Origin of the sequence: Desulfomicrobium norvegicum (assembly GCF_900114595.1) — a bacterium.
GTDB lineage: Bacteria > Desulfobacterota > Desulfovibrionia > Desulfovibrionales > Desulfomicrobiaceae > Desulfomicrobium > Desulfomicrobium macestii.
Window position 1 is genome coordinate 335,093 of record NZ_FOTO01000002.1, and the last position, 21,649, is coordinate 356,741.

General features: G+C 49.6%; 19 protein-coding genes. All 19 read left to right on the forward strand.

Annotation, left to right across the window (positions count from 1 at the left end; genetic code table 11):
* Nucleotides 1-1,929: an asparagine synthase (glutamine-hydrolyzing) gene (gene asnB / locus BMZ24_RS05505; protein WP_092190099.1), complete on the forward strand. Its 1,929-nt coding sequence runs from the start codon at nucleotides 1-3 to the stop codon at nucleotides 1,927-1,929.
* Nucleotides 1,926-3,050: a glycosyltransferase family 4 protein gene (locus BMZ24_RS05510; protein ID WP_092190101.1), complete on the forward strand. Its 1,125-nt coding sequence runs from the start codon at nucleotides 1,926-1,928 to the stop codon at nucleotides 3,048-3,050. The genes asnB and BMZ24_RS05510 overlap by 4 nt, the downstream gene beginning before the upstream one ends.
* A gap of 31 nt (nucleotides 3,051-3,081) precedes the next feature.
* A complete protein-coding gene (locus tag BMZ24_RS05515; RefSeq protein ID WP_092190103.1) occupies nucleotides 3,082-5,202 on the forward strand; it encodes an STT3 domain-containing protein in 2,121 nt (706 codons plus the stop codon).
* A 2-nt stretch (nucleotides 5,203-5,204) separates the two neighbouring features.
* Complete coding sequence (locus tag BMZ24_RS05520; protein ID WP_092190105.1) at nucleotides 5,205-6,176, forward strand: NAD-dependent epimerase/dehydratase family protein; 972 nt, start codon at nucleotides 5,205-5,207, stop codon at nucleotides 6,174-6,176.
* A gap of 146 nt (nucleotides 6,177-6,322) precedes the next feature.
* Nucleotides 6,323-7,162: an MraY family glycosyltransferase gene (locus BMZ24_RS05525; protein WP_161949046.1), complete on the forward strand. Its 840-nt coding sequence runs from the start codon at nucleotides 6,323-6,325 to the stop codon at nucleotides 7,160-7,162.
* A gap of 38 nt (nucleotides 7,163-7,200) precedes the next feature.
* Complete coding sequence (locus tag BMZ24_RS05530) at nucleotides 7,201-9,048, forward strand: polysaccharide biosynthesis protein (RefSeq protein ID WP_425266264.1); 1,848 nt, start codon at nucleotides 7,201-7,203, stop codon at nucleotides 9,046-9,048.
* A gap of 188 nt (nucleotides 9,049-9,236) precedes the next feature.
* Nucleotides 9,237-10,385 carry a GDP-mannose 4,6-dehydratase gene (gmd, locus tag BMZ24_RS05535; RefSeq protein ID WP_092190244.1) on the forward strand — a complete coding sequence of 383 codons (1,149 nt, stop codon included), beginning with the start codon at nucleotides 9,237-9,239 and terminating at the stop codon, nucleotides 10,383-10,385.
* Nucleotides 10,386-10,403: 18 nt separating this feature from the next.
* Nucleotides 10,404-11,402: a GDP-L-fucose synthase family protein gene (locus tag BMZ24_RS05540; RefSeq protein ID WP_092190246.1), complete on the forward strand. Its 999-nt coding sequence runs from the start codon at nucleotides 10,404-10,406 to the stop codon at nucleotides 11,400-11,402.
* Nucleotides 11,399-12,133 carry an HI0074 family nucleotidyltransferase substrate-binding subunit gene (locus BMZ24_RS20090; protein ID WP_161949047.1) on the forward strand — a complete coding sequence of 245 codons (735 nt, stop codon included), beginning with the start codon at nucleotides 11,399-11,401 and terminating at the stop codon, nucleotides 12,131-12,133. Before BMZ24_RS05540 ends, BMZ24_RS20090 begins: the two co-directional genes overlap by 4 nt.
* A 152-nt stretch (nucleotides 12,134-12,285) precedes the next feature.
* Nucleotides 12,286-13,101, forward strand: a complete 816-nt coding sequence (locus BMZ24_RS05550) for an ABC transporter permease (protein ID WP_092190111.1) — start codon at nucleotides 12,286-12,288, stop codon at nucleotides 13,099-13,101.
* A gap of 10 nt (nucleotides 13,102-13,111) precedes the next feature.
* Complete coding sequence (locus BMZ24_RS05555) at nucleotides 13,112-14,353, forward strand: ABC transporter ATP-binding protein (protein ID WP_092190113.1); 1,242 nt, start codon at nucleotides 13,112-13,114, stop codon at nucleotides 14,351-14,353.
* 147 nt (nucleotides 14,354-14,500) lie between these two features.
* The gene (locus BMZ24_RS19385; RefSeq protein WP_143077840.1) at nucleotides 14,501-15,211 is read left to right on the forward strand and encodes a hypothetical protein; all 711 of its coding nucleotides are present in this window, start codon (nucleotides 14,501-14,503) and stop codon (nucleotides 15,209-15,211) included.
* A gap of 170 nt (nucleotides 15,212-15,381) precedes the next feature.
* Entirely contained in the window at nucleotides 15,382-15,846 is a 465-nt protein-coding gene (locus tag BMZ24_RS19390) for a hypothetical protein (RefSeq protein WP_143077841.1), read from the forward strand.
* 239 nt (nucleotides 15,847-16,085) lie between these two features.
* The gene (locus tag BMZ24_RS19395) at nucleotides 16,086-16,949 is read left to right on the forward strand and encodes a glycosyltransferase family 4 protein (protein WP_143077842.1); all 864 of its coding nucleotides are present in this window, start codon (nucleotides 16,086-16,088) and stop codon (nucleotides 16,947-16,949) included.
* Nucleotides 16,949-17,650 carry an FkbM family methyltransferase gene (locus BMZ24_RS05565; protein ID WP_092190117.1) on the forward strand — a complete coding sequence of 234 codons (702 nt, stop codon included), beginning with the start codon at nucleotides 16,949-16,951 and terminating at the stop codon, nucleotides 17,648-17,650. The genes BMZ24_RS19395 and BMZ24_RS05565 overlap by 1 nt, the downstream gene beginning before the upstream one ends.
* 22 nt (nucleotides 17,651-17,672) lie before the next feature.
* On the forward strand, nucleotides 17,673-18,443 hold the full coding sequence (locus tag BMZ24_RS05570; RefSeq protein WP_208599806.1) for a DUF268 domain-containing protein: 771 nt from the start codon (nucleotides 17,673-17,675) through the stop codon (nucleotides 18,441-18,443).
* Nucleotides 18,444-18,577: 134 nt separating this feature from the next.
* Nucleotides 18,578-19,492: a hypothetical protein gene (locus BMZ24_RS05575; RefSeq protein WP_143077843.1), complete on the forward strand. Its 915-nt coding sequence runs from the start codon at nucleotides 18,578-18,580 to the stop codon at nucleotides 19,490-19,492.
* A gap of 9 nt (nucleotides 19,493-19,501) precedes the next feature.
* Nucleotides 19,502-20,512: a glycosyltransferase family 2 protein gene (locus BMZ24_RS05580; RefSeq protein ID WP_092190122.1), complete on the forward strand. Its 1,011-nt coding sequence runs from the start codon at nucleotides 19,502-19,504 to the stop codon at nucleotides 20,510-20,512.
* Nucleotides 20,502-21,644 carry a glycosyltransferase gene (locus tag BMZ24_RS05585; RefSeq protein WP_092190124.1) on the forward strand — a complete coding sequence of 381 codons (1,143 nt, stop codon included), beginning with the start codon at nucleotides 20,502-20,504 and terminating at the stop codon, nucleotides 21,642-21,644. The genes BMZ24_RS05580 and BMZ24_RS05585 overlap by 11 nt, the downstream gene beginning before the upstream one ends.
* Nucleotides 21,645-21,649: the final 5 nt, after the last annotated feature.

The following is a 21,649-nucleotide window of genomic DNA, read 5'->3' on the forward strand; positions in this document are numbered from 1 at the left end:
ATGTGTGGCATCGTAGGATTCTGGTCGGTTAGTCAGGAGATCGATCCTGGCATTGCTGAACGCATGGCCCTCAGCATTGAAAAGCGTGGTCCAGACGATGCGGGAGTTTGGGCGGACAGGTCCGTTGGCCTTGCTTTGGCGCACCGGAGGCTTTCCATCCTGGACCTATCTCCCGCAGGCCACCAGCCGATGGTTTCACCGTGTGGCCGCTACGTGCTTGTCTACAATGGCGAGATCTATAACCATTTGGATTTGCGAAGGGATCTTGAATCCGAAGGAGGCCACTTCGCTTGGATGGGCCATTCCGACACGGAGACCCTGCTCGCCGCCCTGCGGCACTGGGGGGTCGAAAGTGCGCTACGACGATGTAACGGCATGTTCGCCTTTGCCCTGTGGGACGAACGGGAGCGAATATTATACCTGGCACGCGATCGCATGGGCGAGAAACCCCTCTACTACGGCCGGAATGGCGGAACCTTTCTTTTTGCTTCAGAGCTAAAGGCAATGACAATCTTTCCGGACTGGCAGGGCGAAGTGAATCGGGACGCCTTGGCTTTGTATCTGCGACACAATTACGTGCCTTCGCCTTGGAGCATCTATCGGGGCATATTTAAGCTGCCACCAGCTCATTTCATGACGGTCCGTGAGGGTGGCCAGCAGGTAGGCGTACCGGTTTGCTATTGGAGTCTTCCGGCCATCGCGTCTGATGGCGTACGTCAAACCGGGGATGTTTCGACTCTGACCGATGAACTTGATATTTTACTGCGACAAGCCGTCGGTTCGCGAATGATGTCGGATGTGCCACTGGGGGCTTTTCTTTCCGGTGGCTTTGATTCCACAATGGTGGTGGCCCAGATGCAGGCCCAGAACACAAGGCCGGTTAAAACTTTTTCCATCGGCTTTCACGAGAAAGGTCACAACGAGGCACAGTACGCCAAGGCCGTAGCCATGCATCTGGGTACGGACCACACTGAGTTGTATGTCTCGCCGGAAGAAGCGATGTCGGTCATTCCGAGGCTGCCTGAAATCTATGATGAACCTTTTGCCGATTCCTCGCAGATTCCTACCTTCCTAGTCAGCCAACTCGCGCAACGGCATGTAACGGTCAGTCTCTCCGGTGACGGGGGGGACGAGCTTTTTTGCGGCTACAATCGTTATGCGCTCGGCTATGGTATTTGGAGCAAACTGCGCCTTATGCCCGCGCCACTGCGTCAGGCCTTGGGCTGGGCGATGGACCATGCGCCTCTTCAGAGCCTTGCGCGCCTGCAACGATTGCTGCCCAAGCGCATGCAAGCAGCGAATCTGCCGGATCAATTGCCCAAATTGGCGCAGGTGTTATGCCACAGGGAGGGGGAGTCCTTTTACCGGGATCTGATTTCCCATTGGAAACATCCAGATCAGGTAGTGCTTGGCGCCAAGGAGCCAGAGACGATTTTGAGTCAATCTGGCCGTTTGGCGAACTTGCCGGATCTGCGTAACCGAATGATGCTGCTTGATATGCTGACTTATCTGCCGGATGACATTCTCACCAAGGTGGACCGGGCCAGTATGGCTGTGAGCTTGGAAGCGAGGGTGCCGCTTCTTGATCATCGTCTGGTGGAATTTGCCTGGCGCATCCCCTTGGAATACAAGGTGCATAGTGGGCAGGGTAAATGGTTATTCAGACAGGTTTTGTATCGGTATGTGCCGCAGAATCTCATGGAGCGCCCTAAAATGGGGTTTGGCGTGCCCATAGAACACTGGCTACGGGGCCCCCTACGGGATTGGGCCGAAGAATTGCTCGACGAAAAGCGACTTCGGGAAGAAGCTTTTTTTGATCCCGCGCCGATCCGGCGCAAGTGGTCGGAGCATGTGACGGGCAAACGTCGTTGGCATTACTATCTGTGGGATGTGCTTATGTTTCAGGCGTGGCTGGATCGTTGGAAATGAAAAAACCAAAGCTGCTCTATTTCGTCAGCGAGGATTGGTATTTTTGTTCGCATCGTTTGCCTCTCGCCATTGCCGCCAAGGACGCGGGGTATGATGTCGCGGTGGTCACCCGGGTTACGGCCCACGGGGAACGCATTCGTGACGCGGGCTTGCGGCTGGTTCCGTTTGAAATGTCCCGGCGGGCCATGAACCTGTTTTTGGAAGCGTGGGTGCTCTGGCGGCTGGTCCGGGTGTATCGGAGGGAAAAGCCGGATATAGTGCACCACGTTGCCATGAAGCCCGTTCTTTATGGCACGCTCGCCGCCCGCTTGTGTGGAGTCCGGCATGTCGTGAACGCTCTGGCCGGCATGGGCTGGATTCTTGCCTCTGGAACATGGCTTGCTCGTATCGTAAAATGGAGCGTGTTGTCGCTTTTTCGCGTCATTTTGCCTCGCACGAGCGTCATCGTGCAGAATCGGGATGACGCCGAGTTGATTCGCGGTTTGGGTTGTCATCGGGTGCATCTGATCCGCGGAGCTGGGGTCGATGTGGCGGCCATACAGGCGTCCTCTGAACCACCGGGGCCGTGCGTTGTTCTTCTTGCCGCGCGTATGCTCTGGGACAAGGGCGTGGGAGAGTATGTCGAGGCCGCGCGTTTATTGCGAGCAAGGGGCGTTGATGTTCGCATGGTTTTGGCCGGCGATCCGGATGAGAGCAATCCTGCCAGTATCCCACGTGAGGTGCTGTATGGCTGGCATGAGAACAATACTGTGGAATGGCTGGGATACAGGGAAGATATGCCCGCACTTCTGAAAAGTTGTCATATTGTGTGCTTACCTTCATACAGGGAAGGAATCCCGAAATTCGTACTGGAGGGGCTGGCCGCAGGGCTTCCCGTGGTCACCACGGACACTCCGGGGTGCCGGGAGACTGTGGCTGAAGGAGTTAACGGTTTTTTGGTCCCGCCCAGGGACGCCTTGGCTTTGGCGGATGCATTGGATAGACTGATATCGGACGATAAACTACGGAAATCCATGGGCCTTGCATCCAGAAACCTGGCCATTTCCGAATTTTCCTCGGAGCGCATCATTGCGGAAACTCTCGCCGTGTACGCCTCTTTGGCCAAAGCGAGCATAACCTGACTCGTTAAATTTTATCCATTGTGGTGCATCAATGACCAATCCTGATCGCTTTTCTTTCTCTCTTGCCACGGAATGCTGGCTGGCTTTGGGCCTTGTGATTTTCACGGCAGTGGCCGTCCGCTTGGCGGAGCTCCCCCTGTGGCAAAATGAGGCGTTTATCCTGGACGGCGGGTACCTCATGGCTACCCACGACGCATACACGTGGCTGGCCGGAGTGAAAATGATTGGGCGGCATGTGCATGATGCTATTACGGTGTTGCTGCGGGGCATTGTAAGTCTTGGCTTCCCTGTGGCTGCTGTCGGTTTTTGGGCGCCCGTTGTCTTTGTCCCTTTGCTAGCGGTTCCGGTTTGTCTGCTGGCCCGCTTTCTGCGCCTGCCTGATGGTGGGTTGGTGTTCGGCATTCTGGTCACGTCCGGCATCGGGTTTCTTGTGCGCACCCGGCTCGGATTTTGCGATACTGATGTCATCAATCTGCTTTTCCCGGTCTCCATGGTCTGCTGCCTGGCCGCCTGGATCGAGATGTTGAAAAATGAGTCCTTGTCTGGAGATATGGTCGGTGGGGCTGGTCTCCGGAGTTTGGCGCTGGCCTTAGTGGCGGGGATTTGCGGAAAAATGGCCCTGTACTTCTACCCGGGAAGTTCGAGCGTATTGCTTCCGGCTTTGGGACTGTCGGGCATTCTGGGCTTTTTTCTGATTCGTAGGGAGTTCAGGTTTTTTCTGTGGGTGGGACTGTTGCTGACTTTTGGAACCGCGTTTGCCGGTTGGTTCGGCTTCCTTTTTTCGGTATTGACAGCGGCTGCTCTTGTTGTGTTCCGCGCTAAATTTTCTTCGGTTTTTTTGATGCTGATCCTGATCGCCATAGGAGGATTTCTTGCATACTTGGGCAACGTGGACTCGATTTTCCAGGGCTTGTTGCAGAGGCTTTACATGTACGCCAAGGTGGCGACTCCGGAGATGGTGAATAACGCCACGGGCATGAAACTCCCCGATATAGCCCAGAGCGTTCGCGAGGCGCAGAACCTTGACTGGGGACAGCTCGGACCACGTCTGGGGGGAAATTGGTTCGTTTTTGTTCTGGGTATTTTGGGCTTTGGTTTTGTCAGTTGGCGTCGCCCTGCGCTTCTTGTATTTTTGCCCTTTCTTGTCCTTGGTCTTGCCAGCGTTAAGCTTGGGAACAGGTTTGCCATGTACGGCACGGTAGGCATTGGCATGGGACTTGGTTTGGGGCTGAGTGAATTTATGAGCATGCTCGGCCAGAGTCAGGGACGGCGCTGGATCGCACAGTTGGTTCTGGCCTGCGTTGTCTTGTGGCCCTCGGCGGTATTTATGCAAGAGGTCAGACCTGTGCCGGTGCTACCTAAAATCTATGCCGAAACATTTCTGGAATTACGCGAAAAGACGGAACCGGAGGCCCTGCTCTGGCAGTGGTGGGATTACGGCTACGCAGGGCAGTACTATGCTGAGCGGGCAACGTTCGGTGATGGCGGGCGACAGTCCGGGAAGTGGCTCTATCCCCTTGCACAAGTACACAGCGCCACCTCTTCGCGACAGGCGAGTCAGTTGATTCGGTATTTCGGGCAGGCCATGCTTGAAGATGGTCTGGCGAGAACAACGGATCTTCGGACCGCGCTTTTCTCGGGGAATCCAGTGTCCGATATCCAAAAAAAGGATGTTGCTGAAGCTCAGGAATTCTTGTCCGATCTAGTTCTGGATGACACGAATTGGCCAACGAGCCTGTCGAACTATTTCATTGTTTCCTGGGAAAACCTGCGCTTGGCCTCCTGGATCAGCTATTATGGAAATTGGGATATTGCTTCCGGCACCAGTTCTCCGGGCAAGATCCAGCAAGTACGTGGTGAGGTCCGTATGGATTCGGCAGCGGGCACGTTAGTGGTTGGCGGCAAGTCAACGCTCCTTGATTCCATGGACGTGGTGGAGGATTCCGGGACACGGCATTTTGAGTGGGCCAATGGGACGGGGATGCATGTGGTAGTCAATCAGATGTCCCGTCAGGTTTTTCTGATGGACGACAAGATGTACCGGTCCATGATGGTGCAGATGCTGCTCCGCCCGGCATCGGATTTTGCCGAGGAATTCACCTTGGTCGTGGATAATTCTCCGTGGGCCAGAGCATATAAGGTGACGAATTAGGCATGGATCAACTTGGAACTCGCGTCCTGGTCACCGGCGCGTCGGGATTTATCGGACGCTGTCTGTGCCAGAAACTGACGGATCATGGCTTCGCTGTCACGGCCATGCTGCGTAGGCCGCAAACCGGACCGTGGCGACATGTGTTGGAAAGCGATCTTGCACAGGACGAAGTCGACCCTCGGGCCCTGGATGGCGTGGGCACGATCTTTCACTTGGCAGGCAAGGCCCATACGCGTGCCAAGAACGCCATTGAAAACGCCGAATACGAAGCCGTGCACGTGCACGGTACCCGTTCGCTGCTGGGTGCCGCCAGGCAAGCCGGAGTACGCGCTTGCGTACTCCTGAGTTCAGTCAAGGCCATGGGCGAGGGCGGGGTTGAGGCCTGGGATGAGTTTACGCCATGTTCGCCGCAGAATCCTTATGGCATCACAAAGCTTGCAGCCGAGCGAGTCGTGCTTGAAGAACTCCCGCTATCTTGCTCGGTGGTTCTGAGGCCCACCCTCGTTTATGGTGCCGGGAGCAAGGGCAATCTTGATCTGATGATCCGCGCCGTGCAAAAGGGAGTATTTCCGTCCGTGGCCTTTCCTGCCAACGGACGTTCCATGATTCATGTGCAAGATGTCGTTCAAGCCTGCCTGCTTGCGGCGACAAACCCTGCTGCCTGCGGGCAGGTTTATGTTCTCACCGACGGCAACGAGTATTCGACAGAAGAGATGCTGGCCTGGATTCACGAAGCTTTGGGCAAAAAGCCCGGACTTTTCCTCCCTTTTGGTGCACTGAAAGCTGCTGCCTTTCTTGGTGATATGGTGGAGCGCTTCGGAATCCTTTCTCCATTCAATCGGGATCGACTGGACAAATTGGCTGGCTCGGCTCGCTATTCCAATGCGAAAATTTGCCGCGAACTGGGGTTTGCCCCATCCTGGGATTTGCGCAGAGGTATCAATGAAATGGTCGAAGGGTTGAGGCGCAAGTGACAGGGGGTATTCTGTATTTATGCGCGGGAGTATTGTTGAGCATTCCCTGTTGCATACTGATTCCCCATCTTTTGACCCGAGCAGGTTTTCTGGACATGCCGGGGGAACGCAGTTCCCATCTCAGGCCCACGCCCAAAGGTGGCGGGGTGGGCTTTGTACTGGCCTTTGTCTGGGTCGGCCTTACGGTCGAATTGCCTTCGTTCTTCTGGCTTCCAATTCTGGCCTTGGCGGTTTTGAGTTTCGTCAACGACCTGCGCAGTATTTCCGCCGGAACGAGGCTGATTGCACAGTTTGCGGCTGCTTTGTTCGTCTTGGGCAGTGCATGGTGGACGGGTCTTGTGTCTTGGCCTGCCTTGGCGCTTTTTCCCTCGCTTTTTTTCGTGGTCGGCACGACCAATTGCTACAATTTCATGGATGGAATCAATGGGTTGGCAGGAATCACTGGTCTGATCGCCTTTGCGTGTCTGATGACCTTTGGAGGAATGGCGGTTTCCCTGCCTGACTTTTCATATCCGACAATGGCGGTAATTGGTGCGATTCTGGCTTTTTTGCCGTTCAATCTGCCGCGGGCCAGGCTTTTCATGGGCGACGTGGGCAGCATCTTCCTGGGTTTTCTTTTTGCGGTGATGCTGTGTCTGCAGGCTCGCTCGTGGGCAGATTTTCTCGTTTTTGCGTCCTTTCTGTTTCCCTTCTATGCAGATGAGGCTGTGACTGTGGTTGAGCGATTGTGGCGCGGCGAATCGCTCCTTGCTCCGCATCGAAGGCACCTGTATCAGTTTTTGGCCAACGAGCGCGGAATTGCGCATTGGAAAGTGAGCGTGGCATACGGATTGATACAGATTTTGGTGGTTTTGCTGGTGGTGATCGGGAGACGCAACGGGATAGGCCATGTGATTTGCGTCGATGTTGTTGCATTCGGCTTGTGGGCTTGGGCGCACTATTCGTTAAAGCGAAGATATTTTTTGAAACAGCAAGGATCTCAATGAAATTTCAACGGTTGCTGACAAATAAGAACCTCTACCTCATGCTTATCGGTGAGAGCTTTTTTTTTGCAATGGCCTTGGTAATTGCCTTTTTGCTGAGATTCGAGTTCGACATTCCTGCGGAATATGCCCGGCAGATGACCACGCTTTTGCCGGTGGCCGTATTTTTTAAAATCGCATTTTTCTGGATGACCGGTCTCTATCGGGGCATGTGGCGCTACACCGGGCTGGCTGATCTCTGGAAGATTGGGCGCGCTGTTTTCATGGCTGAGGTGGCGCTCATCATCTATGTCGCGTTCACCGCGCATTTCCATGGCCACCCGCGTTCCGTGTTCATCCTCGACCCCTTGCTGGCTTTTGTTTTCGCATGTGGGGCCAGGGTGATGATCCGATCTTTATACGAGATCTCATTGCGCCCCAAAGACTGGCGTTCTGTTCTGTTGCCCGCAAATTTTTGCGCGCCCCAGCTCGGTATAAGGGCGCTTATTGTCGGGGCTGACGCCGATGGTGCTCGCATAGCCAAGGAAATTCTGGACGTACGCGATTCCGGCCTGCATCTGGTCGGTTTCGTGGATGACGATTCGTCCCGTATCGGGCGAAGGATTCATGACCTGCCCGTCCATGGCCCGCTTTCGGCGCTGGTGGGTGTTGCCCAGATGACCCGCGCTGAAGAAATTCTGGTCAGCGCGGGTCAGAGCGGTGAGCGTCTGCGAGAGATCGTGGACGCCTGCGAGGCTGCCCAGCTCCGCATCAAGAAATTGCCGGCCCTGGCGGATATCGCCAGTGGAAAGGTGTCGGTCAAGGCTCTACGTGACGTGCGCTACGAGGACCTGCTCGGCCGCGAGGAAGTGCATCTGGACGAGGCTGGCATCAAAGGCTACCTCGCGGACAAGGTGGTGCTTGTCACAGGCGCCGGGGGGTCCATCGGGTCGGAGCTTTGCCGGCAGATCATCCGGTTTGAGCCGCGCCTGCTCGTTCTTTTCGATGCGGGAGAGGAGAATCTGTATTCCATAGAGATGGAGCTCCTGCACCAGCATGGGTTTACGCGTTATGTCACTGTGCTGGGGCAGGTGCAGGACGCGGCTTTGGTGGAGGCTGTTTTCTTGGCCCGGCAGCCGCAGGTCGTTTTCCACGCCGCGGCCTACAAGCATGTGCCCATGCTTGAATGCAACCCATGGCAGGCTGTGACCAACAACATCATTGGTTCGCGCACGGTCATGGAAGCCTCGGTCAGGCATGGCGCCGGCCGCTTCGTGCTCGTGTCCACGGACAAGGCCGTGCGGCCGACCAACGTCATGGGGGCGTCCAAGCGGGTGGCGGAGCTGCTCATGCATGGCTTCCAAGGCGGGGGGACGACGTTCATGGCCGTGCGGTTCGGCAATGTGCTGGGTTCATCGGGCTCGGTCATTCCGCTTTTTCGCGGCCAGATCGAACGTGGTGGCCCGGTCACGGTCACTCATCCGGACGTGACCCGCTATTTCATGACCATCCCCGAAGCGGCCCAGCTTATTGTCCAGGCCGGGGCGCTAGGTCAGGGCGGAGAGATATTTGTACTCAAGATGGGACAGCCCGTGCGTATCGCGGAACTGGCCCGGGATCTCATCGTTCTGTCCGGCAAGGATCCGGCCGAGATCAGGGTCAAATTCACGGGGTTGAGACCAGGGGAGAAGCTCTACGAGGAGCTGATCACCGCAGGAGAGGGCGTGCTGGAAACTGGGCATGAAAAAATTATGGTGCTGCGCGCCGATAGGGCGTTTGTCGAAAGCGATGACAAATTGGCGATCCTGGTTGAAGCTGCACAGTGTTTTGACATCGAGGGGGTAAGGCAGGGGCTTCTGGTGTTGGTGCCCGAATATACCCCCGTAAAAAATGCGGCCGGGGCGCATTGATGCCAATGAGGCGAACGCGTCGATTCCATGGAATTTTGTGTATTACATGCCAAAACAAGACGTTGGCTCGATGAGCTTTGTCATACGCGCCAATAAGGGTTTGACGCAACGGCTTTCCCGTGTTTAAGCGCTTTGCCCAAGGTTTGGATGGACTGAAGGAATTGAAAATAATTTGACTGGAATTTATGATGAAAAAAGCGTTGATAACAGGAGTCACTGGGCAGGACGGTGCCTATCTGGCCGAATTCCTGATCAAGAAGGGATATGAGGTTCATGGCGTCAAACGTCGAGCTTCGTTGTTTAATACCGATCGTATTGATCATCTCTACGAAGATCCACATGTGGATAACCGCAAGCTCGTTCTGCATTATGGCGACTTGACGGACTCGACGAATCTGATCCGGATTATTCAGGAAGTTCAGCCTGATGAGATTTACAATCTCGCTGCACAGAGTCATGTTCAAGTTTCATTTGACTCCCCCGAATACACCGCCAACACGGATGCCTTAGGGACGCTGCGTATCCTGGAGGCCATTCGAATTTTGGGGTTGGACAAGAAGACCCGGTTTTATCAGGCATCCACCTCCGAGCTTTATGGTCTGGTGCAGGAAATTCCGCAGACCGAAAAGACGCCTTTTTACCCCCGGTCTCCGTATGCCTGCGCAAAGCTGTATGCATACTGGATCACGGTCAATTATCGTGAAGCCTACGGTATTTATGGCTGTAACGGCATCCTGTTCAACCACGAATCTCCAATGCGCGGAGAAACATTCGTTACTCGCAAGATCACGCGTGCTCTGGCCCGAATTGTACTCGGGTTGCAAGACAAGGTGTTCCTCGGAAACATGAACGCCAAGCGAGATTGGGGGCATGCCAAGGATTATGTGGAGATGCAGTGGCTCATGCTGCAGCAGGAGACGCCGAGGGATTTTGTCATCGCCACTGGGCGTCAGTTCTCTGTGCGGGAGTTCGTGTCCATCGCGGCTTCGGAGCTTGGGATTCAGCTTGAATGGCGCGGGGAAGGGGTGGACGAGAAGGCCGTGATTTCCGCAATGGATGAAACCGTTCTGCGCTCCCACCATGTCGGGAAATGCCGTTTGGACAAGCTGCCTCGGGTTGGCGACGTTATCGTCGAGGTCGACCCCCGCTACTTCCGCCCGACCGAAGTGGAGACCTTGCTGGGCGACCCGGCGCAGGCCAAGCGTGAACTGGGCTGGGAACCGAAGATTTCATTCGAGGATATGGTCAAGGAAATGGTTGTCGAAGACCTATCTCTTGCCGCCAAGGATAAAGTTTGCCGGGACAATGGGTTCAAGGTTTACGACTACAATGAATAGCCGGTGCGTCAGAAAATGATGGAAAAAGACAGCAGAATCTACGTAGCCGGACATCGCGGTCTGGTTGGAAGCGCCATTTGCCGAAGACTGGAGAAAGACGGCTTTGGCAATATTCTCAAACGGACAAGTGCAGAGCATGATTTGCGCAGTCAGCAGGCCGTCGAAGATTTTTTTGCGGCAGAGAAGCCGGAGTACGTATTCCTTGCCGCAGCCAAGGTCGGAGGCATTCACGCCAACGACACCTACCCGGCGGATTTCATCCGCGACAATCTTCAGATCCAGACAAACGTGATCGACGCCGCCTACAGACATGGGGCCAAAAAGCTCCTTTTTCTGGGATCGTCGTGCATTTATCCGAAACTTTGCCCCCAGCCGATCAAGGAAGAATATCTGCTGACCGGTTCCTTGGAAACCACGAACCGGCCCTATGCCGTGGCCAAGATCGCCGGCATTGAGATGTGCTGGGCTTACAACCGCCAGTACGGCACCAAGTATCTTGCCGTCATGCCCACCAACCTCTACGGCCCTGGCGACAACTACGACCTGCAAACCAGCCACGTCCTGCCCGCCCTTATCCGCAAGGCCCACGAAGCCAAGGTGCGGGGTGACAGGCGTTTCATGGTCTGGGGCACGGGCACGCCGCGCCGCGAATTCCTCTACAGCGACGACTTGGCCGACGCATGCGTGTTCCTGATGACCGAGTCCGGCAAAACCGACGCGCTGTTTTGTGACCACGAGCCGCCCTTGGTCAACATCGGCTGCGGTCAGGACGTGACCATCGCGGAACTGGCGGGCATGGTGGCGGAGGCTGTGGGTTTTGAGGGCGAGGTTGAGTTTGATTCGAGCAAGCCCGATGGGACGCCGCAGAAGCTTCTCGATGTGTCCAGGATGGGCGGCATGGGGTGGCGGTCGAATATTGCGATGCCGGTGGGGATCGGGCTTGCGTACAAGGATTTTCAGGAAATTTGGGTAGAGTTGGGTGCTCGTGGACTTGGTTGCGAGGGGGGCACGGCATGACGGGAAACAGTTTGGATGTCCGCTGGGAGCAGCGGTTTGCGAATTTCAAGAAGGCGTTGTCCCAGCTGAAAAAATTTGTGGATAAGGGGCAGTTGAACGAGCTGGAGGAACAGGGGGCGATTCAAGCCTTTGAATATACATATGAACTGGCCTGGAATGTCATGAAGGACTTTCTGGAAAACCAGGGACAGACGGACATCTACGGATCCCGCGACGCCATTCGCAAAGCCTTCCAGCTTGGGCTGATTGCTGACGGTGACAAATGGATGGACGCCTACAAAAGCAGAACCAAAACCTCGCATACTTACAACGAAGAGACAGCCAGGGAGGTTGTCGACGCCATTCTGGGCGTTTACTTCGGGTTATTTGTGGTTCTGCAAGAGAAGATGGAGTCCTTGCTTGATCGAAATCGGGGCGAGGCATCAGAAAATCGTTTCGGGATCGAAAGCTCCATGTTTGAACGGATCGTCGACGTATTGCGCGACGATCCCGTGGTCGAGGAAGCGATTCTCTACGGCTCGCGGGCCAAGGGCGTGCATAAGCCTGGCTCGGATATCGATCTGGTGCTCAAGGGAAACGATCTCACATTGCAGGACTTGAACCGGATCAGTTTGAGACTGGATGATTTGCTCCTGCCCTATACCTTTGACCTGTCGCTTTTTCATCATATCGACAATGAGGAGCTGCTTGCTCACATTGGACGGGTTGGGAAGAGTATTTTTCGCAGGTAAGGGCAATGAGAGAGTGGTGAGGGAAATTTTCGTGGTGTTTAAGCAGCCTGGATTGGGAATGAAAATGCAAGAATCGTCAAAGGAAGACCTGATATTGTGTCTTCGTCTTTAGTTATATTTTATCAGGGCATGACTGAGGTGCTGGAGTAGCAATGGAATTGATTCTTGAAGCGGGGAGAACAGAGCGCGAGTATTGGAAAGATCTGTGGCGATACCGCGAGCTTTTTTTCATTCTGACTTGGCGTGATGTCGCCGTTCAATACAAACAGACTGTGGTGGGTATCCTCTGGGCAGTGCTGCGCCCTCTTCTCACCATGCTGGCCTTCACCTTTGTGTTTGGCAAGGTTGCTAATCTTCCATCTGAAGGAACTGCGCCCTATGCTCTCATGGTCTTTGCGGCCATGCTGCCCTGGCAGCTCTTTTCCACGGCGTTGTCCAGTTCTGCCAATAGTCTGGTGAGCAATGCCAATCTAGTTTCCAAAGTATATTTTCCGCGTGTCATAGTTCCTGCGGCCAGCGTAGGCGTTGCCATCGTTGATTTTTGTATTTCTTTCGTGATCCTTGGTTTGCTTATGGTGTGGTATCAGCATGTTCCGCCACTTCAGATATTGACAGTACCGTTGCTGACATTGCTGGCGGGTGTGGTGTCCCTGGGCCCGGGGTTGATATTGTGTTCACTCAATGTGACCTATCGTGATTTTCGAATTATCGTACCCTTCATTACACAATTTGGTCTGTATGTTTCGCCTGTGGGTTTCTCATCAAGCATCGTGCCTGAACAGTGGCGCTTGCTTTTTGAATGTAATCCCATGGTTGGGGTTATTGATGGCTTTCGCTGGGCAGTGCTGGGATCTGTGGATTTTCCGGGAAGGGCTCTGGCTATAAGTCTTACATGTGCAGTAATTTTCATGTGGTGGGGTATTGTCATTTTTCGAAAAACAGAACGCACTTTTGCGGACGTAATCTAAGGAGACGAGCATGAAGCCTATCATCTCCGTAGAGGGTCTCGGCAAAAAATATGTCATTCGGCATGAGGGGCAGACGCATTATAAGTCCTTGCGTGAGGAAATTTTTCAGCTGCCTAAAAAGTTGTTTAGGCGCCAGGATAATAAAGAAGAGTTCTGGGCGCTGAAAGATTTGAATTTTGAAGTCATGCCAGGTGATAGAATTGGTATTGTAGGACATAATGGAGCTGGTAAGTCTACGTTGCTTAAAATCCTTTCGCGCATCACGGAACCAACGGCGGGGCGTGTTCACTTGCGCGGAAGGGTGGCTAGTCTGTTAGAAGTGGGTACGGGGTTTCATTCCGAATTGACTGGGAGGGAAAATATTTTTTTAAATGCCGCTATTCTTGGAATGAGTCGGTTCGAAGTAAATAAAAAATTTGATGAAATAGTCGATTTTGCAGGAGTGGAGAGATTTTTAGATACGCCCGTTAAGCGTTATTCTTCAGGTATGTATGTTCGCTTAGCATTTGCCGTTGCTGCAAGTCTAGATCCAGAAATACTTATTGTCGACGAAGTGCTAGCGGTAGGCGATATGGATTTTCAAAAAAAATGCATTAGAAAAATGGAAGAAGTTAGTTCAGAAAAAGGCAAGACAGTTCTACTTGTGAGCCATCAGTTGCATTTCGTTAATAAGCTATGCAATAGGGCAATATTATTTGGAAATGGATGTGTCCTTGCGGAAGGTAGTGCAAGTGAAATTACAGATAAATATTTAGCAGATCGATCTGAGCAAGTGAAGAAAGGTGATATTGTCGTTCGTGATAAGGATTCAGATTTCCCTTTTTTGCGAAAGGTAATACTTTCTGCGTCAGATGGAACATCTTTAACAAGTTGTACGTCGCATACAGAGCTCGTCTTGTCATGTAAAATATCTCCAGGTAAATTGCCAAAAAATAAACAATACCAAATTCTTTGGTTTATAAAAAATGAGTCTGATGATGTAGTTACGGCAAGTGCCTCAGAAACTATGCATGATTTTTCAGTAAATAGTTCGATAGAAAATGTGTTATGCATAATAAAATTAGATCCGCTGCCCATAGGGAGCTATTATTTTAGAATTGTGTTGCATGTTCCTGGCGCGGATAATTTTGATGATGTCGATGCTGTTTTACCATTTTCCGTTATCCGTCAGGCGTATGGTTCCCAAAATTTGGGCTCTTCGCATGATTACAGCGCGAAGTTGTTTTTAAAAAATCAATGGAAAATACAATAGGTCTCTATATTTATGTACATATTCAAGGGTATATATAAATTAATACGTTCATTGTGCGATGCTTTGATTTTGAAACGAATTCGCGCTGTCTCTGTTCCAATTTGTTCAACACGAGAGACTCTAGATGAGTGTTTAAGGCTAGTCGAGTTGGAACAGTCTGGTGCTTACTTGCGCTTTGGTGATGGAGACGTTTGTATCGCGGACGGTGAAGGTGACCTTCTGCAGGAAAAAAATTCCCAGATGACCCTTGAGATGATCGAGGCATTTTCTGCTAGTGGTCCAGGAATCCTGAAGACGTTGCCGCTTAATTCTTCTCGTTTTGGCATGGAATATGGCATGCGTCCCGGTGTGCATTTGGGTGCGGATGAACGGTGTGATTTTTTTCTTGTGCGGTGTTTTCCATACTTTCTTGGTAATAAAATATATAATACATGTGCTTTGCATCATCAGGCAGTCGTAGATACAGAATATTGTATTGACTTCTTGCGATTATTGCGCGCGAAAACAATTTTATTTGTCGGATGCTGTGATGTTCCAGACAATGTAAAAATGTTGCTTTTTGGGACTGCATTTCATGTGAAAACGCCCGCAAGTGATTCTTATAAAGATATTGACAGGATATGTTTCGAGTCTTCTAGTTTCTTGGAGGAGTCCAGTAGCTTTGGTGTTGTTGTTGTTGCGATGGGGTGTGCGGGCAGGATATTTATAAATCGGATGCTCAGATTTTCTTTTAATGTTTTTTACTTTGATTTTGGGAGTTTGCTTGATGCGCTTTGCCAACGAGAGACACGAGCGTGGATATCCGAAACTTCTGTTATGGATAAGTCAACGTACATTTTAAAGCGATTATCGGAATGAGTGTTTGTGTAATTGTCGTTTCATGTGCTTTGCCTACACAGAAGCCATTGTCGTATACTGCGATTAGGAGTGTTTATACCTATGAAGAGCGCATCATTCAGACGCAGCGTACGTTAGCGTCAATATCAGAGAGTATTCCATTTGCGAAAGTAATCTTGATTGAGGGGGGCATGATTGACATCCAAGAATTTATGCCCGCTAGTATCGATTACTATTACATTGGATCTAGCCCTATTGTTCGTTGGGCTGTTGACTCTCCCTTCAAAGGGCTGGGAGAAGCCGTTATGCTTCTTTATGCGATGATGAAATGTGGATTCGATAAAGAAGTTGATCTTTTTTTTAAGCTTAGTGCCCGATATGTCATAACAAATAGTTTTTGTTTAGATTCATGGAGTTCCGATAAAATTTCTTTTTTATTTCGAAATGGTTCGGTATCTACACGGTGCTACGCGGTTTCAAAAAAATGTATCAGAATATTTATATTTGCTCTTCTGTGCTCTATTCCCATGCTCATGATGGGCAGGTCTATAGAGAATGTATTGCCTCGCTTTATAGGAAAAAAACATATTGCCAGTCTAAAATTTCTTGGTATTAATGGTTTTGTTGGACCTGATGGAGATTTTATTAATGAGTAGAGTATTTTAATATGTTTATGTTATCGTTTTTCAGCATTGTTTCGCAAATATACTGGTCTTTTGTAAGTCATGTGGTGGATTTTTTATAAATTGACTATCAGTTGTCTTATTCGCATTAACCCATTGTAATGAATTCACAACTTGCAATTTACACGTCCCCCCCTCCTTGGTGGCGGCGCGAGGCTGTGCCGGATAATTCTTGGTTGAAGCGTACGTCGCTTTGGTATGGATTACGGTGCTTGAAGGCTTGGTTCAGGCGTCCCGTGGGGGGGCACTATGCCGTAACTCGTAGTCTGTTGGCAGGATTGAGGCAAAATGGCGTTTCATTTTCTTACAATCCTCCTTTTTTGTCTTCTTGTGAAGTTATTGTTCTGTCTGGGGTTGATACGTTACGTTTTGCTATTGAGCAAAAAGCTGCTGGCCGGATTAAATTTCTCGCTGCTGGGCCGAACATCTGCGTGCTACCTTCGCTATGTGATTACCTCGTTGCGAACGAAGCCGTAGATTTATATGTTGTAAACTCTGAGTGGACTAGACGGCTATACGTGGAAGATTGCCCGGCCTTAGATAATAAAATCGCTATTTGGCCTTCAGGTGTTGACGTTGATTTTTGGGTGCGGCGAAATCCTCCACGTCCTGGGCACGTTTTGATCTATTTAAAAAATAGCTTTGCGCCGCTTGGTGACGTAGAAAGGGTTTTGGAAAGTTTGCACATGTGCGTAAAAATTCTGCGATATGGTGAATATGATGCGTCCACATTTAAAGCTTTTTTGGAATCTAGCGAGTGTATGATATATATGGGCGGGGCTGAAAGCCAGGGGATAGCTTTAGCCGAAGCGTGGGCCATGGACGTTCCTACATTTGTATGGGCAGGCGCTGATAAAATATGGCCGATACCAGCTTATGCGTCTTCCGCTCCATATCTTTCTGAGCATACTGGCGAGCTTTGGATAGATAGCGAAGATCTTGCAATAAAACTGATAGCTTTTTTCAGTAACCGTAGATGTTACACGCCTCGTAGTTACGTTCTTCATTCGCTCACAGACAAGTTGACAGCGAAGAATTTGCTACGTCTTGTAGCGCAGCATCAAGGGAGCGTTTGATGATGTTTAGGAGTTTTCTGCAAAAATTAGTTTCAAAAAATCGCGGCCAAATATCATATTCTCAGTGCGGTGAGGATGTAATCGTTCGTTTTGTTTTTAATTCATTAAATATCGCTCGACCTTCATATATAGATATTGGGGCTCATCACCCTTTTTATTTAAACAATACTGCTATTTTATATGCTAATGGTTCTCGGGGGATTAATATTGAACCGAATAAAGCCATGCTTAAGTCGTTTAAGCAGCATAGGCCAAAAGATATAAATCTTAATTTTTGTGTAGGAAAAGAAGATGGTTTTATTGATTATTATATAATGGATATCTCTACATTAAATACCGCGTCAAAAGATGAGGCTATTCGTCTTGAGGCAAATACTGAAAGAAGGATAATTGATGTTGTTCAGGTTCCAGTAAAAAATATTAATAGGATTATAGATGAATATTCGAATGGCATTTTTCCTCATTTTTTAACTCTTGATGTCGAAGGTTTTGATGAGGTCATTTTAAAAAGCATAGATTTTGAGAAAACATCTCCACAGATAATTTGCGTTGAAACTCTTACTTATACAGAGTTTACAGTTTCTGAAAAAAAAGATAGTTTGATATTATATTTGAAGAGCAAGAATTACTCTATATATGCGGATACATATATAAATACTCTGCTTGTCCGTAATGATGTGTGGAAAAAATCAAATTTATAGTTTTTTTGGGCGGAGATGTGAAATGTTGCTGAAAAAATTGCTTAAGGTTTTTTTGCCTTATGGGCTTGTGCGCATGTACCAAAGAAGGGGTGAATTTCCTTCTATGTCAGACATTGATTTTCAGCAGAATTTCGCGGAAAAGTCTTCTTTGCTTCAAGATTGCGGGCGTTTTGTTTGCAAATGGGAAGACAGACTCCCCTGTTTAGGGGATGCTACAGCGCAAACCGGTTTTGATTATCACTATATCTATCATCCTGCTTGGGCCGCTCGTATTCTGGCTAAGAACAAGCCTGACTGTCATTATGATATAGGATCGAGTCTCGCATTTGTGTCACTAGTGTCAGCTTTTTTTCCCGTTAGGTTTTTTGATTACCGCCCAGCACCGCTTACTCTTTGGGATCTTTCGTGTGGCCATGCTAATTTGCTCTGCTTGCCTTTTGAAGATGCGTCGATCGGATCTCTATCCTGTATGCATGTTGTCGAGCACGTGGGGTTAGAGCGCTATGGTGATACTTTTGATCCGCAAGGTGACATCAAGGCCATGAGAGAGCTGATTCGTGTCCTTAAGCCAGGTGGGACATTACTCTTTGTCGTTCCGCTAGGTGAGCATGCTATTATTCAGTATAACGCGCATCGCATATATACATATAGTCAAGTGTTGTCTTTTTTTTCATCTTTAAATTTAAAATCATTTGCTTTTGTTAAAGATGATGGGGTTTTTGTTCAGCGAGCAAGCTGCGAAGATACAGTTGGGCAGCGCTATGGATGCGGCTGTTTTTACTTCAGTAAGTGATTTTTAAAATTTCTCTTATTATAATAGCAAATTGTTTTTACTTTGTAAACAAGTTTTTGCGTTTAGCATAATGGCGGTGTTGTTTGATTCGAATGTTAATAAATAAAGTATTTCGGCGAAATTATTGTGATATGATGTCGCAGCAAAAAGAGCTGCGGCTACTGGCTGGTGCATGGTGTGAACTCAATGATCAGGTGCGTGAGAATGGGCCTGCTAATAATGTTTCGGGAATTGTGTTTTCGATGGATCGCCCTCTTCAGCTTCACGCGCTGCTCGGATCATACCGCGACCTTGTGAAGGGTCGTTCAAAATTGACCGTCATCTACCGGACTACTAGCAGCGATTATGATACAGGTTATAATGTTGTTTTTCAAGAGTACGAAGGGATGATTGAGGTGCGGCGTCAAGAAAATAGACATGATTTCAGGCCGCTGTTATTAGAGGTACTTTCCGAAAGTCCTGCTGATAATATCTTCTTCTTGGTTGATGATAATATGTTTGTGGAGTCCGTAGATCTGACGTTTTTTGCAGGGATGGCGTCCATGTACTGTGTACCTAGTCTGCGGATGGGTAAAAATCTTGCTCGAAGCTATACATTGAATCGCTCACAATCTGTCCCTTCTCTGTTTTCACTCGAGTTGCAACATGATAAGAAGTTGCAGGCATGGATTTGGAAATACGGTGAACTTGATTGGAACTATCCGCTGTCTGTTGATGGCCATTTTTTTCAGCGTAACGAAATTTTAGCATTGGCGAAAAGCATAGATTTTGACTCTCCTAATCATTTTGAAGAAAAGTTGCAGAAATTTCACGGACTTTTTAGCTGGCGTCTTGGTGTTTGCTATTCCAAATCCCGGCTTATCAATATCCCGTATAATAGGGTTCAAACAGACATCGAGAACTTACACGGGTCGGTTCACCAAGAGGATATGCTAAGAATGTGCCAAGAGGGGTTTCGTATCGATAGAAAGTCATACTACGGCATCGTCAATGAAAGTGCACATCAGGAATTTCCATTGCGCTTGAAACGGCAGGCTGTAGCAGGCTAGAGCTAAAACATGCCCAAAGTATCTGTACTTATGCCTGTGTACAATGGCGAGAAGTATATCGCACAGGCTATAAACAGCGTTCTGACGCAGAGCTTTCGTGACTTTGAACTTCTGGTTTTTGACGATGGTTCAACTGATAAAAGTGCCGAAATCATAGCATCATACAGGGATAGACGGGTCCGATATCTCGCTCACCCTATCAATCTTGGTTTGTCTGAGGCGCGTAACCGAGCCATTGAGGCCTCGAGTGGCGAGTACTTGGCTTGGCTGGATAGTGACGATGTCAGTCTTTCGCAAAGGTTGCTTAGACAGGTTGCTTTGCTTGATGGACAGGCGAATTTAGGGCTTTGCGGTACCTGGGTGCGAACGTTAGGGCTTCGCCAGGAACAAGTTTGGAAGTATCCAGTAGATCCTGTATTTGTACGCGGGCGTATGTTATTTGATAATCCCATCGCCACTTCTGCGGTTATGTTGCGCCGATCTTGTCTTGCTGCTGCCAATCTTCGGTTCAATACAAATTTTACACTCGCAGAAGATTACGAATTATGGGAGCGTATATCCAGAAAATACGAAGTCTGCAATATTTCTGAGGTGCATACCCTGTATCGTATTCATGCGAATCAGATTACTACGATCAAAAGTAATCATCAACTGGCTGCTGTGTGGGCGATACAAACAAGGTTGCTTCAACAGCTTCAAGTTGAGCCAACTGCTGCTGAGAAGGCCCTTCATTTAGATATAGGAGTCGGTTGGCACTTCCTCGCAGACAAAGAGCGATTAGAATTTACTGAGGCATGGCTTGTTAAGTTGGCTGCCGCAAATGATAGCTTACAAGTTTTTCCAAAAGATGGTTTTAGGTGTGTTCTTGCGGAGCGATGGTTATTGGCTAATTTTGCAGCGCTGCGTTCTGAACAAACGAGTTGGAGACGCTATGGCAAGTCCTTATTGAGCAATTGGGAGCCTCGCCGGATGCGAAAGCAGGCACGCCTTCTCTTTGAGTCTATGCGTCATGTCTTATAAAAAAAGTGATTGTCCACGGGTGCTCTTGTTGGCGCAATATGATCATGCTGGGGGGACACGTACATATGCCAAGCAATTGGTAAAATTTTATGAGCAGAATAATTTTAATCTTACAGTAGTAGCGCAAGGGCCAGTTGATGACGATGATATGTCGGAATATTGTCGATCTCATCGTGTGCGATTTTTGCATATCAGCGAGGTGGCTGTCGGGCGTGTGGGCCCCGGAAGGATGCCGTGGCGACTATACAGAGAACGTCGAACATTGAACACGTTTATCGCTGAAAGTAGTCCAGACATAATCGTTGCTTCTGTTGGAACGCCTGGTCTGTTTCTTGGTCACTTGGGAAACGGCCGTCGCTCAATTTACGTGCTGCACACATCACCTGAGCATGCTCGCTCTAAATTGAAGCGTTTGGTTAACAGGTTAATTTGGAAGGTCTCGATTCCAAGGGGCATTTGTTTCATAACAGTTTCACAATATGCAAGAAGCCGTATGCTAGATGTATGGGGGCTGGATTGTCGTAAAGAAAAAGTTGCTGTTATATATAGTAGCGTCGGCAGCGTGGTCGTGCCTCCTGAGGTTAGCCAAGAAAGTGTTCAGGTGCTTACAGTTGGCCATGTTGTTGATTACAAAAACCCAATGTTTTGGATTGAAGCTGCGGCAGAAGTTGTTAGAAATCTTCCTATGATGCGTTTTTTATGGGTTGGGCCAGGCCCATTAATTGATTTATGCCGGCAAAGAGTGACTTATCTGGGTTTGCAAAAGAACATCCAGTTTGTTGGCACATCTGAAAATGTGAGCAAATACTACGAAAAATGCGACATATATGTGCAACCGAGCAAAGTTGAAAATTTGAGTTTGTCTGTGTTGGATGCCATGCGTTATGGTAAGCCTTGCGTTGTCACAAATGTTGGAGGATTTCCAGAGTTAGTGCACAGTGGCGAGACCGGTTGGATGGTCGATGTGGATGATCAGCATGAATTGGCCCAACGTGTAATACAATTGGCAAACGATCCAAATGAGCGAAAGAGAATGGGGAATAGTGCCCAAGCTGTTTACGCTAGTCATTTTTATCCAGAGCGTTGGGAAGATGAAATGCGAAAGCTGCATGATAAAGTGCTTTTTTCGTAGATAGA

Coding starts and splice junctions, on each gene's coding strand:
- BMZ24_RS05550 (WP_092190111.1), top strand. CDS start 12,286: ATGGAATTGATTCTTGAAGCGGGGAGAACAGAGCGCGAGTATTGGAAA.
- BMZ24_RS05565 (WP_092190117.1), top strand. CDS start 16,949: ATGATGTTTAGGAGTTTTCTGCAAAAATTAGTTTCAAAAAATCGCGGC.
- BMZ24_RS20090 (WP_161949047.1), top strand. CDS start 11,399: ATGACGGGAAACAGTTTGGATGTCCGCTGGGAGCAGCGGTTTGCGAAT.
- BMZ24_RS05510 (WP_092190101.1), top strand. CDS start 1,926: ATGAAAAAACCAAAGCTGCTCTATTTCGTCAGCGAGGATTGGTATTTT.
- BMZ24_RS05570 (WP_208599806.1), top strand. CDS start 17,673: ATGTTGCTGAAAAAATTGCTTAAGGTTTTTTTGCCTTATGGGCTTGTG.
- gmd (WP_092190244.1), top strand. CDS start 9,237: ATGAAAAAAGCGTTGATAACAGGAGTCACTGGGCAGGACGGTGCCTAT.
- BMZ24_RS05555 (WP_092190113.1), top strand. CDS start 13,112: ATGAAGCCTATCATCTCCGTAGAGGGTCTCGGCAAAAAATATGTCATT.
- BMZ24_RS05540 (WP_092190246.1), top strand. CDS start 10,404: ATGGAAAAAGACAGCAGAATCTACGTAGCCGGACATCGCGGTCTGGTT.
- asnB (WP_092190099.1), top strand. CDS start 1: ATGTGTGGCATCGTAGGATTCTGGTCGGTTAGTCAGGAGATCGATCCT.
- BMZ24_RS05515 (WP_092190103.1), top strand. CDS start 3,082: ATGACCAATCCTGATCGCTTTTCTTTCTCTCTTGCCACGGAATGCTGG.
- BMZ24_RS05575 (WP_143077843.1), top strand. CDS start 18,578: ATGTCGCAGCAAAAAGAGCTGCGGCTACTGGCTGGTGCATGGTGTGAA.
- BMZ24_RS05585 (WP_092190124.1), top strand. CDS start 20,502: ATGTCTTATAAAAAAAGTGATTGTCCACGGGTGCTCTTGTTGGCGCAA.
- BMZ24_RS05520 (WP_092190105.1), top strand. CDS start 5,205: ATGGATCAACTTGGAACTCGCGTCCTGGTCACCGGCGCGTCGGGATTT.
- BMZ24_RS05580 (WP_092190122.1), top strand. CDS start 19,502: ATGCCCAAAGTATCTGTACTTATGCCTGTGTACAATGGCGAGAAGTAT.
- BMZ24_RS19390 (WP_143077841.1), top strand. CDS start 15,382: ATGATTGACATCCAAGAATTTATGCCCGCTAGTATCGATTACTATTAC.
- BMZ24_RS05530 (WP_425266264.1), top strand. CDS start 7,201: ATGCTTATCGGTGAGAGCTTTTTTTTTGCAATGGCCTTGGTAATTGCC.